Annotated in this window: 9 protein-coding genes and 1 pseudogene; 7 read left to right on the top strand and 3 right to left on the bottom strand. The window is 67.5% G+C overall.

Annotated elements, in window-relative coordinates; genetic code table 11:
• The first annotated feature begins 134 nt into the window (after nt 1-134).
• Nucleotides 135-3,020 (top strand): TonB-dependent receptor plug domain-containing protein, encoded by a 2,886-nt coding sequence (locus tag GRI75_RS06540; RefSeq protein ID WP_160746161.1) that lies wholly within the window; start codon nt 135-137, stop codon nt 3,018-3,020.
• A gap of 54 nt (nt 3,021-3,074) precedes the next feature.
• On the opposite strand, the gene GRI75_RS06535 is transcribed toward GRI75_RS06540, so the two are convergent.
• Complete coding sequence (locus tag GRI75_RS06535) at nt 3,075-4,718, bottom strand: GMC family oxidoreductase (protein WP_160746160.1); 1,644 nt, start codon at nt 4,716-4,718, stop codon at nt 3,075-3,077.
• Nucleotides 4,719-4,916: 198 nt separating this feature from the next.
• Here GRI75_RS06535 and GRI75_RS06530 point away from each other — a divergent pair, with 198 nt between their 5' ends.
• On the top strand, nt 4,917-6,602 hold the full coding sequence (locus GRI75_RS06530) for a CocE/NonD family hydrolase (RefSeq protein WP_160746159.1): 1,686 nt from the start codon (nt 4,917-4,919) through the stop codon (nt 6,600-6,602).
• Here GRI75_RS06530 and GRI75_RS06525 read toward each other — a convergent pair.
• Entirely contained in the window at nt 6,589-7,095 is a 507-nt protein-coding gene (locus GRI75_RS06525) for a DUF3237 family protein (protein ID WP_160746158.1), read from the bottom strand. The genes GRI75_RS06530 and GRI75_RS06525 overlap by 14 nt on opposite strands.
• Before the next feature lie 15 nt (nt 7,096-7,110).
• Nucleotides 7,111-7,512, bottom strand: a complete 402-nt coding sequence (locus tag GRI75_RS06520) for a nuclear transport factor 2 family protein (protein ID WP_160746157.1) — start codon at nt 7,510-7,512, stop codon at nt 7,111-7,113.
• Between the two features lie 238 nt (nt 7,513-7,750).
• On the opposite strand from GRI75_RS06520, the gene GRI75_RS06515 reads away from it, so the two are divergent.
• The 5 genes and pseudogenes from GRI75_RS06515 to GRI75_RS06495 all read left to right on the top strand — a co-directional run bounded on the left by GRI75_RS06515 (nt 7,751) and on the right by GRI75_RS06495 (nt 15,493).
• Nucleotides 7,751-9,466: a GMC family oxidoreductase gene (locus GRI75_RS06515; RefSeq protein ID WP_202389629.1), complete on the top strand. Its 1,716-nt coding sequence runs from the start codon at nt 7,751-7,753 to the stop codon at nt 9,464-9,466.
• Nucleotides 9,463-10,956 carry an aldehyde dehydrogenase family protein gene (locus GRI75_RS06510; RefSeq protein ID WP_160746156.1) on the top strand — a complete coding sequence of 498 codons (1,494 nt, stop codon included), beginning with the start codon at nt 9,463-9,465 and terminating at the stop codon, nt 10,954-10,956. The genes GRI75_RS06515 and GRI75_RS06510 overlap by 4 nt, the downstream gene beginning before the upstream one ends.
• Nucleotides 10,956-11,765 carry a nuclear transport factor 2 family protein gene (locus GRI75_RS06505; protein WP_160746155.1) on the top strand — a complete coding sequence of 270 codons (810 nt, stop codon included), beginning with the start codon at nt 10,956-10,958 and terminating at the stop codon, nt 11,763-11,765. The genes GRI75_RS06510 and GRI75_RS06505 overlap by 1 nt, the downstream gene beginning before the upstream one ends.
• 1,180 nt (nt 11,766-12,945) lie before the next feature.
• Nucleotides 12,946-13,683, top strand: a pseudogene (locus GRI75_RS06500) (MarR family transcriptional regulator); the annotation flags it as partial.
• Between the two features lie 346 nt (nt 13,684-14,029).
• Complete coding sequence (locus GRI75_RS06495; RefSeq protein ID WP_160746153.1) at nt 14,030-15,493, top strand: aldehyde dehydrogenase family protein; 1,464 nt, start codon at nt 14,030-14,032, stop codon at nt 15,491-15,493.
• The last annotated feature ends 1 nt before the right edge of the window (nt 15,494 follow it).

Genomic DNA, 15,494 nt, shown 5'->3' with positions numbered 1-15,494 from the left:
AAGTCAACAAAGCTGACGGAGACTGCCTGCGAGCAGAGACGAAGCTTCGTCCGATCACCAGGAGGTCGGGAAAGCCGTCCTGCGAAACAGTGCATGAGCCAGGCGGAAGACCTGCAGCGATGGGGGAGAGAACGATGAGAAAGCATTCCACTGGCAGGTTCCGCACACGCCTGATGCACTCGGGTGCGAGAGCCCTGGCGGCCGGCCTGGCGCTCGGCTGTGCCTTCCCCGCGGTCGCGCAGGACCAGGCGGGCGACGATGCCTCGCCGCTGGCCGGCGAGCCGATCGTGGTCACCGGTTCGCGCATCGCCCGGTCCGGTTTCGATTCCCCCACGCCGGTCACCGTCGTCGGCGGCGAGCAGATCGCCCGCCAGGGCGCGAGCAACGTGGCCGAAGTGCTGAACGAGATCCCGGCATTCCGCCCGCAATCGACGCCTGCCACCACCGCCATCTTCATGAACAACATCGGCGCCAGCACGGCCGACTTGCGCGGCCTGGGCGCGAACCGCACCCTGGTGCTGATCGACGGGCGCAGGGTGGTTCCGGCAACCGTGGCCGGCAGTTCCTTCGCTCCCGCCGGCGCCGTCGATCTCAACATGGTCCCTACGTCGCTGATCGAACGGGTGGACGTCGTCACCGGCGGCGCCTCGGCCGCATACGGGTCGGACGCGGTCGCGGGCGTGGTGAACCTCATCCTCGATACCGATCTGGAAGGGATCCGCGCCTCCGCCCAATGGGGCATCGCCGATGAGGGGGACGACGAGGAGTGGATCCTGTCGCTCGCCGGCGGCACCAGCTTCGCGGGTGGTCTCGGCCGGATCGTGGCCGGGGTCGAGTATGTCGACGACCAGGGAACCGGCGACTGCTATTCGCGCGATTGGTGCGCGCTGAGCTACAACACCGTCAGCAACCCTTTCATCGATCCCGCCAGGCCGCAGCTCGGCCGGGTTTCGCAGGGCGACCCGGCGACGCTGATCCTGCCGCATACCCGCGTGGCGACGGCGACCTTCAACGGCCAGATCATCGGCGGTCCGCTCCGCGGCACCGAATTCAACCCCGACGGAACGACCTTCCAGCACGATTACGGCACATACTTCGGCGCCGGCATCTTCCAGAGCGGCGGCGGCGACGAGCAGCTGGCGTTCTACCAGTGGTTCCCGATCTCCTCGCCCAGCGAGCGGATCAACAGCTTCGCCCATGCGGAATACGACGTCTCCGACAGCGTGACGCTGTTCCTCGAAGGGTCCTACGGCCGGGTGGAGGGCAGCACGCTCGGCGCGCAGCGACGCGACCTCGCGCCGAGGATCATCCGGCGAGACAACGCGTTCCTACCCGCCAGCGTGGCCGCGCGGATGGACGCATTTGGGCTCCCCGTCATCCCTGTCGCACGCATCTGGAACGATATCGGCCCGCAAGTCGGCCATGTGGAGCGGGAGACCTATCGCGCGGTTACCGGTGCGCGCGCGGAACTCGGCGCCGGGTGGGACCTCGACGCCTATTACCAGTTCGGCCGGACGAACTATTCGCAGACGGGCGAGAACACCACGATCAACTCGCGCATGGCCTTCGCGATCGACGCGGTGATCGATCCTGCGACCGACAGCCCGGTCTGCCGGGCCGTGCTGCAGGGCAACGCGGCGGCCGCCGGGTGCCAGCCGCTGAACATCTTCGGCCACGGCAGTCCGTCGCCCGCGGCGATCGACTACGTCACCGGAACGGCATTCCAGAGCACGGAGATGACCCAGCACGTGGCCTCGGTCGCGGTACAGGGCGATCTTCTCGACCTGTGGGCCGGGCCGCTGGCGATCGCCACCGGCGTCGAGTTCCGCAAGGACATCGCCAGCGGCACCGCCGATGCGATCTCCCAGGCGCTCGACTTCTACACCGGCCCCGGCGCGGGGATCGACGGTGAGGTGGAAGTGTGGGAAGGCTTCGTCGAGGCGATCCTTCCGCTGAGCGACAATGCCGAGCTCAACGGCGCCGTCCGCCTGACCGACTACAGCACAAGCGGCAGCGTCACCACCTGGAAGGTCGGAGCGGACTGGGCCCCGACCGACTGGCTCCGCCTCCGCGCTACCCGTTCGCGCGACATCCGCGCACCCAACATCTTCGAGCTGTTCGGCCCGCCGCAGAGCTCGTTCCAGTCGATCCTCGATCCGCAGACCGGGGCGCAGGTGCTCTCCTCCGTTCTGCTGGGCGGCAACCCTGATTTGCAGCCGGAAAGGGCCGATACCTGGACTGCCGGCGTCGTGCTGCAGCCGGAGATCGGCACCGGGTCGCTCCGCCTGTCGGTCGACTATTACGACATCGAGCTCGACGGCGCGGTGTCCACGCTCGGCGCCCAGGTGATCGTCGATCGCTGTTTCGGCGGTGCGACGGACCTGTGCGGGTTCGTTACGCGCGGCGCCGACAACACGATCACGCAAGTCCGCAACTTCAACCTGAACCTCAACACGCTGATCACGCGGGGCTGGGACATGGAGGCGGCCTATTCCCTGCCGCTCTCGACCTTCTCCGAGGACATGGGCGGCACCCTCTCCTTGCGCGTGCTGACCACGATCGTGGACGACCTGATCACCGTCGATTCCAGCGGCGCTTCGGTGGACCGGGCGGGGATGAACGGCTCCCCGGTGTCGCAGCCTTCGGGCGTGCCGCGCTACATCGCCAACGGCTACCTGACCTACTCGTCGGACCCGTTCGAGGCGCAAGTGCAGGTCCGGCATATTGCGGAAGGGCGCTACAACACCTCGCTGATCGGCCCCGACGAGGATGGCTATGACCCCGCCCTGCCAAACAGCATCAGCGACAACCACATCGGCGCGTGGACTTACGTCAACCTCAACGCCAGCTACAACCTGTGGCGCGACGGGGACCGCGAGGTGGACGTCTTCGGCGTGATCAACAACCTGTTCGACAAGGACCCGCCGGTCGATGCTCCGTCCAGCTTCGGGCCCACGAACAACGTCCTCTACGACGTGGTCGGACGGACCTACAAAGTCGGGGTCCGCGTCCGCTACTGAGGCAGGCTCCAGGCAAAATCGAAAGGGGCCGGAAGTCGTTTCCGGCCCCTTCTTTTATGCGGCAGCCTTGCTCCGGTGGAGCTCGGCCCGCGGCAGTTCGCGCCCGCGGATCAGGTCGGATGCTTTCTCGCCGACCATGATCGAGGGAGCATTGGTGTTCCCACCCGGCACCGTCGGCATGATCGATGCATCGCACACCCGCAGCGCCTCGATGCCGCGCACGCGCAGCTGCGGATCGACCACGGCTTCCTCGCCGATGCCCATCGCGCAAGTGCCGACCGAGTGGTGCGTCGTGATCAGCGTGTCGCGCAGCCACTGCTCGATCTCCTCGGCGGTGCGGACTTCCGGGCCTGGCATCAGCTCGTCGGCGATCAGCCCGGCCAGGGGATCGGTCCCGTAAAGCTCTCTCACCATCGCCACGCTGCGCACCATCGTGTCGACGTCGGACCGGTCCGCCAGCAGGTTCAGCGTGATGCGGGGCTTGTCGCGCGGATCGGCGGAGCGCAGCTCCATCCAGCCGCGGCTCTTGGGCTGAAGCAGGCAGACGACCGAAGTCAGGCGGTGTTCCTGCTGCGGCACGATCCCCGGGAACCAGGGTTTGGCGTCCGGCCGGACCGGGTTGAAGTAGATCTGGATGTCCGGCTGGGAAAGCTCCTCGCGGGTACGGATCTCCGCATGGCAGCTGTTGGACTGCGAAGCCATCACCCCGGTGCCGAACGCCAGCCAGCGGGCCAGCGAGAGCGCCGCCTTGTCCGCCCGCAGCTCGCGCAGCAAGGTGATCGGCTCGCGCGTCGAATGCTGCGTCCAGTACCCCGCATGCTCGGAAAGATTGCGTCCGACGCCGGGCAGATCGAGAACCGGCGCGATCCCCAGCTCCCGCAAGTGATCCGCCGGGCCGATGCCGGACAGCATCAGCAGCTGCGGGGAATTGTATACGCCGCCGGCAAGGATCACTTCCCTTGCCGCGAAAGCCTGCCGCTCCTGGCCGTCCCGCACATAGGCAACGCCCCTGGCCGTGCGGTTCTCCAGGATCAGCTTCGTGGCATAGGCATGGGTGGCGATCGTCAGGTTCGGCCGCGACCGCGCCGGATGAAGGTAGGCCCGCGCTGCGCTCGAACGGCGGCCCCGTGCGTCGGTCGTCGTATCACCGCCACCGAAGCCTTCGGGCAGCTCCCCATGGTGATCGTCGGTGATCGGGTATCCTAGCCTGCGGGCTGCCTCTATCACCGGTTCGCCCAGAAACCGCTCCATCGCCACGCGGCTGACTTGCAGCGGCCCCGAACCGCCGTGGTAGTCGCTCTCCCCCCGCCAGTTGGATTCCGACCGCTTGAAATAGGGCAGGACATCCTCGAAGCCCCAGCCGGTGCAGCCCATCTGCCGCCACAGGTCGTAGTCGCCGGGATGGCCCCGCGAATAGAGCATGGCGTTGATCGTGGAGGACCCGCCCAGCACTTTGCCGCGCGGCAAAGGCAGGCGCCGCCCGCCAAGGTGCGGCTCCGGCTCCGTCTCGTAGCTCCAGTTGGTCTCGGGATAGCGCCAGCTGTGGAACCCCAGCGCCAGGCGATAGAAGAACTGGTTGTCCTCGCCCCCGGCCTCGAGGATCAAGACCTTCACCGAAGGGTCCTCGGTCAGCCTGTTGGCGATGACGCAGCCGGCCGAACCGGCGCCCACGATGATGTAGTCGTATTCGTCTCTCACGCCTTCTCGAACCTCTCTCCATCCCGCCCGATCGACCGGCGGCAGCCTTCCCGTTCCGGTTTGTAGCCATCGGCCGCTTGACGACAAGCTTGATGCGTCAACAATCCTTTGACGCCAGCAGCCGGTGCTTTAGCGCAATGGCCGGCTCGCGCCAGAAAAGAGCGCTGCCGCCTATCCACAGCGGCGAACGGGAGAGGAATGATGGCCGAACGGACCGAAGGCTTCGAACTGATCATGCGCGAAGGGGTGGATCCCGCCACGGCCCCGCACAAGCCGCCGCTGCCGCCGCGCGACTATGCCTGCTGGCAAGAGGACGGCCTGCTGATCGAACGCAATGTCGAGGTGCCGATGCGCGACGGGATCCGCATCCTGGTCGACATCTACCGTCCCGCCGACCGGCCCGACCGCGACCTGCCCATCCTCCTTGGCTGGAGCCCCTACGGCAAGCACGGCCTGTCCGACACGCTGTGGCCGCCCTCGGGAGTCGAGAAAGGCTGGATGTCGCGCTTCACCGCGTTCGAGGCGCCCGATCCCGCCTTCTGGTGCGCGAACGGCTATGCCGTCGTCTTCGCCGACCCGCGCGGCGCATGGCTGTCCGAAGGGGATTTGCGCCACAACGGCATCGGCGAGGGAGAGGATTGCTACGACTGCATCGAGTTCCTCGCGCAGCTCGACTGGAGCAACGGCAAAGTCGGCATGATCGGCGTCTCCTACCTCGCAGCGATCCAGTACCTGGTCGCTTCGCTGCGGCCGCCGCACCTGGCCGCGATCAATCCGTGGGAAGGCTTCTCCGACTGGTACCGCGAGTTCGCCTACCACGGCGGCATTCGCGAAACCGGCTTCGTCCCGCGCGGGTCCGACAACCTGCGCTTCTCCCTGAACCGGACGGAGGACACCAACCGCAATGTCCTCGCCCACCCGCTCTACGACGATTACTGGCGCAGCAAGGAGATCGACCTGGGTGCGATCGACGTGCCCGCCTACGTCGTCGCGAGCTGGTCGGACCAGGGGCTGCACACGCGCGGCACGATCGAAGCCTGGCGCCGCATGGCCTCCAACCCGAAATGGCTGGAAATCCACGGGCAGAAGAAGTGGGCGCATTTCTACATGCCCTCCAGCCGGGCCAAGCAGAAGGCGTTCTTCGACCACTTCCTGAGAGGGTTGGACAGCGGCCTCGATGAATGGCCGCCGGTCCTGGTCGAAGTGCGCGAAAGCGCCCATGTCCGGCACACCCGGGCGGAGGAGGAATGGCCCCTGGCGCGGACGGACTACCGCCCGCTCTACCTGGATGCGGCATCCGCATCGCTGTCGGCCATGCCCGTCCCGTCGGAGGCCGCGGCGGCCTACGATCCTTGCGACGAAGCGGGCGAAGCGGTGTTCGATTATCGGTTCGAGGAAGACACCGAGCTGACCGGCTACATGAAGCTCAAGCTATGGGTAGAAGCCGAAGCCGCCGACGACATGGACCTGTTCGTGGCCATCCAGAAGCGCGACGCCGACGGCAGCCCGGTCGGCTTCCACTTCTACGCCTTCTACGACGACGGACCCGCCGCGCTCGGATGGCTGCGGGCGAGCCACCGCGAGCTCGACGCGGACAAGTCCACACCGTGGCAGCCGGTCCATACGCACTTGCGCGAACGGAAGCTGGCGGCGGGAGAGATCGTCCCGGTGGAGATCGAGATCTGGCCGTCCTCGACCCTGTTCCGCCAGGGCGAGACCTTGCGCGTGGTGATCAAGGGCCTGGACATCTACCGCGACGCGCTGCCCAACCTCCCGTTCGCGCGGCACGAGGACCTGCGCAATCGCGGCCGCCACGTGATCCACACCGGCGGCCGCTACGACAGCCATCTCCTGGTGCCGGCGATCCCGCCTACAGCACCATGAAGTAATGGATGCGGTTGGCCCGCGGCAGCTTCTCGGCCACGCCGATGAAGACATGCTTGCCGAGCCATTCGTGCGGCCCCTGGGGAACGTCGAACTTGGGTGAGACGCGCATGTAGTACTCGCCAGGCCCCACCGGCTCGTTGCGGGCCATGCGCTCCATCGCGTCGCCTTCGGCCCAGCGGTATCCGCGGCTTTGCAGGTAGATCGGCGTGCCGTCGTCGGCTTCAAGGAAATAGCGGGCGTCGAAATCGATCACCCCGTTCGGTCGGACGAGCGGGTAGTCTCCGCCGCTCATCGGGATCACTCGCCCCTTGATGCGGGGCCCTTCGAAAGTCCCTTCCGCCGCCCAGATGCCGGCGCGCGTGGTTCCCATGCTCGATGGTTCCACCCACACGGGCTTGGTCAGTGCGATGTCGACGGTGAAGGCGAATTCGAGCTGCGGCGCGAAAGGGTGATCGCAAGGCTGCGGTGCGGCCGGCGTGCTGTCTTGCATCGTGATTTCGGATCCTTAGGAAATGGCCGGTGCGGTCGGCATCGTGCGATACCGCGCCCCCAGAATGCGGGCGATCTTCCCCTCGCGGAGGTAGTAGTAGCCGATGCTCTCGATGTTCAGCGTCTCGCCTTCCATCAGCGGGCCGGCGATGAAATCCGGCCAGTCGACCAGGCCGAAGAACTCGGTCCTGACATGGACCGCCAGGGCATCGCTGTCCGCCGCGACGCTGAGGATCTCGAGCGTCTCGCGGACCTTCGATTTCACGTCGCGATAGAAGTCGAGGATGTTCTCGCGCCCGACGATCTGCTTCTTGTCGCCGAGATTGAAGATCACGTCTTCATGGTAGTAGCGGCCGAACCCTTCGAAGTCGTCGGCGTTGAAGCATGCGACATAGTCGGCATAGTCCTCTCTGGTCATCGCTCCCCCTCCTCGCCGCGGCGGCCATGATGGGCGCCGATCGGTCGAAGACTGGCCTAGAGCAGGATTGTTGACACATCAAGAAATGTTGCGTTCGCCGAAACAGCCAGTTACTCCATTCTGCAGCCACGGACCGCATTGACAGGTGCACCGGGATCAATAGGCCAGCCGGCGATTGGATGAGACTGCCGGCCTCGGAAGGCCGGCTCGCGGAGAGGACAATGGCCGGAAACACCTCGTGGGCCGAATTCGCATGACTTACGATTACATCATCGTCGGCGCCGGATCGGCGGGCTGCGTTCTCGCCAACCGGCTCAGCGCCGATCCGGACAAGCGCGTCCTGCTGGTGGAAGCCGGCGGGAGCGACCGGCACTGGCTGATCTCCATGCCGCTCGGCTTCATGCGCGCCTTCCTCAATCCGAAGTTCACCTGGCCGATGATGAGCGAGCCGGAGCCGCATCTGAACGGCCGCCGCCTGCCGATCCCGCGTGGGAAGCTGCTCGGCGGCTCGTCGTCGGTGAACGGCATGTTCTTCATGCGCGGGCACAGCCTGGATTTCGACACCTGGCGCCAGATGGGCTGCGAGGGCTGGAGCTATGCCGACGTTCTCCCCTACTTCAAGAAGATGGAGAACAGCTGGCGCGGCGCGGGGCCCTATCACGGCGACAGCGGGCCGCTGTCGGTCCAGCCGATCCAGACCGACCATCTGCTGCACGAACCCCTGATGGAAACCGCGGCAGCGGCCGGGTTCAACACGACCGACGACCTCCACGGGAAGGTCGAGGAAGGCTTCGCCAGGGGCGAGCTGACGATCGATCGCAAGGGCCGCAGGGCCAGCACTGCCCGCGCGTACCTTCAACCGGCGCTGTCCCGCCCCAACCTGACGGTCCTGACCGGCGCGCTGACCCACCGCGTCCTGCTGGAGGGACGCCGCGCCGCCGGCATCGAAGTCTCGCACGAAGGCGCGACAAAGCAGTTCCACGCCCGGCGCGAAGTCATCCTCTGCGGCGGGAGCTACAATTCCCCGCAGCTGCTGATGCTCTCGGGCATCGGCCCTGCGGAGCATCTGCGGGAGCTGGGCATCGAGCCCGTGTTGGACCGCCCGATGGTCGGCCGCAACCTGCAGGAGCATCCGCGCATCCCGGTCCATTTCGCGATGGCCAAGCCGCTCAGCTTCCTCAACCAGCTGCGCTTCGACAAAGTGGCGCTGTCGGTCCTGCGCTGGGGCCTGACGGGCAAAGGCGTGTTCGCCACCCAGGTGAACAGCTGCAACCCGATCATCAAGAGCAGGCCCGACCTCGCCCAACCCGACCTGCAGATCTGGGCCAACCCGGTGCGGATGGACGCCAAGATCTGGGTCCCCGGCATCGGCGAGCGGCAGGAGCACCGGATGACCGCCGATGTCATCCTGCTCCACCCGCGCAGCCATGGCTGGGTCAGTCTCAAATCCTCCCGGCCGGAGGACCTCCCGGCGATCACCCTCAACATCTTTTCCGACCAGGAGGATTTCGAAACCGCCCGCCGCGGGATCGAGATCGTCCGCAGGATCTACCGCACCCCGCCGCAGGCGGAGCTCACCGGGCGCGAGATCGTCCCGGGCGCGGAGCTTACCGGCAAGGAAGAGCTCGAAGCCTACATCCGCGCGAACGCCGGGGTCACCCAGCACCCGGTCGGGACTTGCGCGATGGGCGGCTCTCCCGACAGCGTCTGCGATCCGCAGCTCCGGGTCCGCGGCATCGAGGGCCTGCGCGTGGTCGATGCCTCCGTCATGCCGACGATACCCGGCGCCAACACCAACGGCCCGACCATCATGATCGCCGAGAAGGCCGCCGACCTGATCCTCGGCCGCGCGCCCCTGGCCGCGGAAGATCCCGCGGCGCTATCTTCCACACCATCGGAGACGACGGGAACGTCACCCGCATCCGCACCACTCGTTCGAAAGGCTGAAGCATGAATGCACCGTTCTCCCCCGAGGGTCTCGACAAGCTGCGCGACACGCTCGGATCGCAGCCCCGCCAGCTGTTCATCGGCGGCGAGTTCGTCTCCGCCCTGTCCGGCAAAACCTTCGACGTGGTCGATCCCGCCACCGGCGAGACTTTCGCCAGCGCCGCCGCCGGCGATGCCGCCGACATCGACGCCGCCGTGAGCGCCGCCCGCGCCGCCTTCCCCCGCTGGGCCGCCACCCCGCCCTCAGCCCGCGCCGACATCCTCCTCAAGCTGGCCAGCCTGATCGAGCGCGAAGGCGAGCGGATCGCGCTCACCGAAACGCTCGACAACGGCATGCCCTTCATGATGGCCAAGTTCGCCGGCGTCATGGGCGCCGCCGGGGCGCTACGCTACAATGCCGGCTGGGCGACCAAGCTCGCCGGCGAGACCCTGACCCCCTCCGCCCCCGGCGAATGGCACGCCTTCACCTTGCGCGAGCCGGTGGGCGTGGTCGGCGCGATCGTGCCGTGGAACTTCCCCTTCGTCATGGCGGTGTCCAAGATCGCCCCGGCCCTCGCCGCCGGCTGCACCGTGGTCCTGAAGCCCGCTGAACAGACCCCGCTCTCGGCGGTGATCCTGGGCGAACTGCTGCGCGAGGCAGGCCTGCCCGCCGGCGTCGTCAACATCGTCACCGGCTTCGGCGAAACCGCGGGCGCCGCCCTCGCCGAGCACCCTGGCGTCGACAAGATCTCCTTCACCGGCTCGACCCAGGTCGGCAAGTCGATCGTGCGGGCCTCCACCGGCAACCTCAAGCGCGTCGCGCTCGAGCTGGGCGGCAAGTCGCCGGTGGTAATCTTCGAGGATGCCGATCTCGAGAAGGCGATCCCCGCGGCCGCCGCCGGGATCTTCGGCAACTCCGGCCAGGTCTGCGCGGCCGGATCGCGCCTGTTCGTGCACGAGAAGATCGCCGACCGCGTGATCGAGGGCATTGCGCAGCGCGCCCGTACTCTCAAGGTCGGCGCCGGCCTCGCCCCCGGCACCGAGATGGGCCCCCTCGTCAGCGGCGAACAGCTCGAACGCGTGCTCGGCTACATCCAAAGCGGCGCCGGCGAAGGCGCCGAGATCGCCGCCGGCGGCAAGCGGATCGACGGCCAGGGCTATTTCGTCGAACCCACCGTGCTCACCGGCACGGCCGCCGGCATGAAAGTCGTGGACGAGGAGATTTTCGGCCCCGTCCTCTGCGCGATGCGCTTCGGCGACGACGAGATCGACGCGATCGCGGAGCGCGCCAACGCCAGCGAATACGGCCTCTCCTCGGCCATCTGGACCCGCGATATCTCCAACGCGCTCCGCCTGGCCAAGCGGCTGCAGGCCGGTACCGTCCGCATCAACGGCGGCGCCGGCGTCGACCCGTCGCTGCCGCTCGGCGGCTACAAGCAGTCCGGCTGGGGCCGCGAGAACGGCAAGGCCGGCATCGAGGCCTATACCGAACTCAAGGCCGTCACGGTCGCGCTCTGATGCACCGGTTCAGCTACCCCGACTACATCGAGGTCTTCAATTCGGGCGACGACGAGGCGCTGGTGGAGCGCTTCTATCACGAAGACCTCACCTTCACCGGCGGCACCCGCCGCCACCACGGCAAGGACGGGCTGAGAAGCTTTCTCGCCTGGGCCCACGACGGGGTGCGCGAGGTCATGCGCGTGCAGCACTATGCCCGCGAGGGCGACGTCCTGTTCGCCGACGTGGACATGGACTTCCACGCCACGAAGGAGCGGCCGGACTTCCCCTTCGGCCACCTCTTCCCGGGCGACACCGTCACCGTGAAGTTCCACGTCACCTACACCTTGCGCGACGAGAAGATCGCCGCGCTCAACTCGATGACCTGGCCGCCGGAATACGGCGTCACCAAGGCCCCGCGGCTCGGCGGCCACCCGAGCCAGAAGGCCGCCTACCTCGCCTACACCGCCGCCTTCAGCAACGCGGATCACGAGCGCTTCTCCGCCTTCTACACCGACGACGTCACCCTGAAGCTGACCGCCCTGCCGCTGATCGAAGGCAAGCAGGGCATCGTCGACTTCTATCGCCCGATGTTCGAACGGGTCCGCGAACACCTGACCATCCACAAGCTCCTGGCCGACGACGACGCGATCTTCGTCGACACGACCAGCCGCTTCACCGCCCTCGCCGACGCACCCGACTTCGTCGTCGCCCCGCTGGCGAAAGGCGAAGCCGTGGAAGTGCGCGTCTTCGTCTACTACACGCTCCAGGCCGGCCTGATCTCGTCCATCCGCGTCGCCCGAGCGGGCGAACCTACGAAGGTCGCATAATCCAGATTCTGCCCTGCAAGGGGAGGTGGCAGCCCGAATGGCTGACGCAGGGGTGTCGCCGCCGGCGGTTAAACTCCGACCGCACCCCCTGCAGGGAAGGTTCGAGGTCGGACACCCCGCCGGCTCCGCGCGTGACGCGGAATGGATCCTGAAACGAGTTCAGGATGACGATGTTCGGTAAGCCCCACCCTCCTCGTCACCCTGAACTTGTTTTAGGGCCCATCGGGCAGCCCAGGACAGACACCCGCCGCCACGCCCCCACCCCGAGCCCACCCAGATCCTCCCCGGAACGGGGAGGGGGACCGCGCGCAGCGCGGTGGAGGGGGCCCTCCGCGATCGCTGCGCCCGAGCGGGCGAGCCTCGGAAGGTCGGATAACGCCAGGCTCGAGAAGCTCCCCTGCAAGGGAAGGATCAGACGCAAATCGATCCCGCCGGCTCCGCGCGTGACGCGGAATGGATCCTGAAACAAGTTCAGGATGACGGGGTTGACTGAGCCCCACCCTCCTCGTCACCCTGAACTCGTTTCAGGGCCCATCGGGCAGCCAGGACAGACACCCGCCGCCACGCCCCGCCCCGAGCCCAACAAGATCCTCCCCGGAACGGGGAGGGGGACCGCGCGCAGCGCGGTGGAGGGGGCCCTCCGCAGTCGCTGTGCCCGAGCGGGCGAGCCTCGGAAGGTCGGATAACGCCAGGCTCGAGAAGCTCCCCTGCAAGGGAAGGATCAGACGCAAATCGATCCCGCCGGCTCCGCGCGTGACGCGGAATGGATCCTGAAACAAGTTCAGGATGACGGGGTTGACTGAGCCCCACCCTCCTCGTCACCCTGAACTCGTTTCAGGGCCCATCGGGCAGCCAGGACAGACACCCGCCGCCACGCCCCGCCCCGAGCCCAACAAGATCCTCCCCGGAACGGGGAGGGGGACCGCGCGCAGCGCGGTGGAGGGGGCCCTCCGCGATCGCTGTGCCCGGCGGAGGGCCCCCTCCGTCACCGGCCGGAGCTTGTCCTGAGCGACGCCGCAGGCGGCGTCGAAGGGGCCGGCGCCACCTCCCCGTCCCGGGGAGGAGTTGAAGGCCCGGCAAGACATCTTCGCAAGCAGCACGACCTCTTCGCGCCTTTGCGCCTTCGCGTGAGATTCAATCCTCCCCTTCCGCTGCGTGCGGCATCCGCTAATGTCGCCCGATGCCCGAAGGTGACGCCGATCCGAACCAGCCCTCGGCTTCCCCGGGCTTGCCAGCCGGCCCCGGGGATGCGGCGCTGATGGAGCCGTTCCTCCACAAGCCGGGCTTTCTCCTGGCGCGGGTCGACCAGATCAGCACGGCGCTCTTCGCCGGCGCCCCCGGCGGGACCACGCTGCGGCAGGCCGAATTCCTGATGCTGGTCGGTGCGCTCGGGCCGATGCCGCAGATCAGGCTGGCGAACGCTTCCGGCATGGACACGTCCACGACAGCCTATGTCGTCGCCAATCTCGAGAGCCGCGGCCTGGTGGAGCGGGCGCCATGTCCGGACGACCGGCGCCGCTCCCAGGTCAGCCTCACTCGCGCAGGCGGCAATCTCCTGCGCGAGGTCACCCCCCGCTACGCCGAGCTGCAACAGCAGCTTGGCGCGCCGCTTGCCGAGGCGGACCGCGGCCGGCTGAGAACCATGCTGCACACGCTCGGCGCGGATGCGCGAGGTCCGGGGCCGATCTGGACGCCGGCCTGCGATCCGGCCGGCGGAGTGCTGGACAAGGCGCTCAGCTTCCTCGCGCGCCGCGCGCTGCAGGTCTTCCAGGCGCAGTTCGTCGCCGACGCCACGCACCTCAACCTCACGCTCCGGCAGTTCTCCCTGCTGTTCCTCCTCAGCCAGCGCGAGACGCTGACCCAGGTGGCCTTCGCGCGGCTGTTCGGCCTCGATCCGTCGACTTGCGGCGTGATCATGCGCAGCCTCGCCGGAAGAGGCCTGATCGGCAGCGCCAGCTCGCATGAGGACCGGCGCGAACGCGTTTTCACGATCACCCCGGCAGGCCGCCAGGCGCTCGCCGAGGTGCACCCGCTGGCGCATCGGTCCGAAATGGCGGTGCTGCGCGGCTTCGCGCCGGCCGAGCAGGCCATCCTGATCCGGCAATTGCAGGCGGTCGTGAAGACCCACAGCCCCGCGCTGCGCTTCCCCGGGGCCATCGCCGCCCTTTAGCGACGCCCCGCCCGCTTGACTCGCATCCGGGCTGATATACAACGACGTCGGATGAATTGGGGGCCGCGAAGAGCCTCGTCGAAAGGAGAGGCGAATGGCGGAAGCCGACGTGCGCACGCTGCCCGTGCGCAATCCCCGCACCGGGGAAACCGACCTGACCCTCCGCGTGACTTCGCCACAGGAACTGGCCGCCAAGGCCGCACGGCTTCGAGAGAACCAGAAGGCCTGGGCGGAGAGATCCATCGGCGATCGGATCGGCGTGATGCGCCGCTGGCTCGGGGAAGTCGCCAAACACGCGAACGCCATCGCCGAAGCCGACGCGGAGGACACCGGCGGCTGCCACACGTCATACCTCCAGGGCTTCATCACGATGGGCAACATCGGCGGCTGGATCGAGGATGCCGAGGCCGCGTTGGAACGCGCCAGCTTCCACGGCCCCTCCAAAGCGATGCCCCAGGTCGAGGTCCGCTCGCAGCTCGTGCCCTATCCGTTGGTGGGCGTGATCAGCCCGTGGAACGCGCCGATGATGCTGGCGCTGCTCGATGCCGTGCCGGCGCTGTTCGCCGGCGCCGCGGTGCTGCTCAAGCCTTCGGAAGTGACGCCCCGCTTCGTGAAGCCGCTGTTCGAAACCGTGGCCGCCGTGCCGGAACTCGCTGGCGTGTTCGACTACGTGATCGGTGACGGGGCGACCGGGCAGCAACTGATCGACCAGGTCGATCTGGTCTGCTTCACCGGCAGCGTGCCGACGGGCCGCAAGATCGCCGTGCACTGCGCCGAGCGCCTGATCCCCTGCTTCCTCGAGCTCGGCGGCAAGGATCCGGCGATCGTCACCGAAAACGCCGATCTCGAACGGGCGGCGACCTCAGCCTTGCGCGGCGCGGTCCACGCCAATGGCATGGTCTGCTTTTCGGTAGAGCGGGTCTACGTCCACGAGAGCATCCACGATGCTTTCGTCGCGCTGCTGATCGAGAAGGCCGGCAAAGTCCGCCTCAACAGCGACGATCCCCGCGCCGGCCACTTGCACCCATTCACCTTCGCTCCGCAGGCCCGCATCGTCGAGAGTCACCTGGCCGATGCAGTCGACAAGGGTGCCACGATCCGTACGGGCGGCAAGGTCGAGGAGATCGGCGGCGGCCTCTACATGCGCCCGACCATCCTCACCGGCGTCGACCACTCGATGAAGATCATGCAGGAGGAAACTTTCGGCCCCTGCCTGCCGGTCATGGCCTATAGGACCGTGGACGAGGCGGTGGCCCTCGCCAACGACACGATCTTTGGCCTCACCGCTTCGGTAATCGCCGGCAGCGAGGAAGAAGCGCTGCCGATCGCCGAGCGCGTAAACGCTGGCGCCGTGTTCATCCAGGACACCTTCCTGACACTCGCCAAGAACCGCACGATCGGAACGCACAGCTTCGGCGCCTCCGGCCTCGGCGGGTCGCGCACCGGGCCGGAATCGATCCTGCGCTTCGTCAGGCGCAAGGCGCTGCTGACGCAGCACGGCGAAGTCGCCGACATCCAGAACGATCATCACCTCGGAACACCCGGCGGAGGACACTAAA

The organism is Croceibacterium soli, from assembly GCF_009828065.1.
GTDB classification, from domain to species: domain Bacteria; phylum Pseudomonadota; class Alphaproteobacteria; order Sphingomonadales; family Sphingomonadaceae; genus Croceibacterium_B; species Croceibacterium_B soli.
The sequence above is the reverse complement of the archived record's forward strand: the minus strand, read 5'-3'. Positions and strand labels throughout refer to the sequence as shown.

Excerpts from the sequence above, each read along its gene's own strand:
- GRI75_RS06540 (WP_160746161.1), top strand. The coding sequence starts at position 135 with ATGAGAAAGCATTCCACTGGCAGGTTCCGCACACGCCTGATGCACTCG.
- GRI75_RS06530 (WP_160746159.1), top strand. The coding sequence starts at position 4,917 with ATGATGGCCGAACGGACCGAAGGCTTCGAACTGATCATGCGCGAAGGG.
- GRI75_RS06525 (WP_160746158.1), bottom strand. The coding sequence starts at position 7,095 with ATGCAAGACAGCACGCCGGCCGCACCGCAGCCTTGCGATCACCCTTTC.
- GRI75_RS06520 (WP_160746157.1), bottom strand. The coding sequence starts at position 7,512 with ATGACCAGAGAGGACTATGCCGACTATGTCGCATGCTTCAACGCCGAC.
- GRI75_RS06510 (WP_160746156.1), top strand. The coding sequence starts at position 9,463 with ATGAATGCACCGTTCTCCCCCGAGGGTCTCGACAAGCTGCGCGACACG.
- GRI75_RS06505 (WP_160746155.1), top strand. The coding sequence starts at position 10,956 with ATGCACCGGTTCAGCTACCCCGACTACATCGAGGTCTTCAATTCGGGC.
- GRI75_RS06495 (WP_160746153.1), top strand. The coding sequence starts at position 14,030 with ATGGCGGAAGCCGACGTGCGCACGCTGCCCGTGCGCAATCCCCGCACC.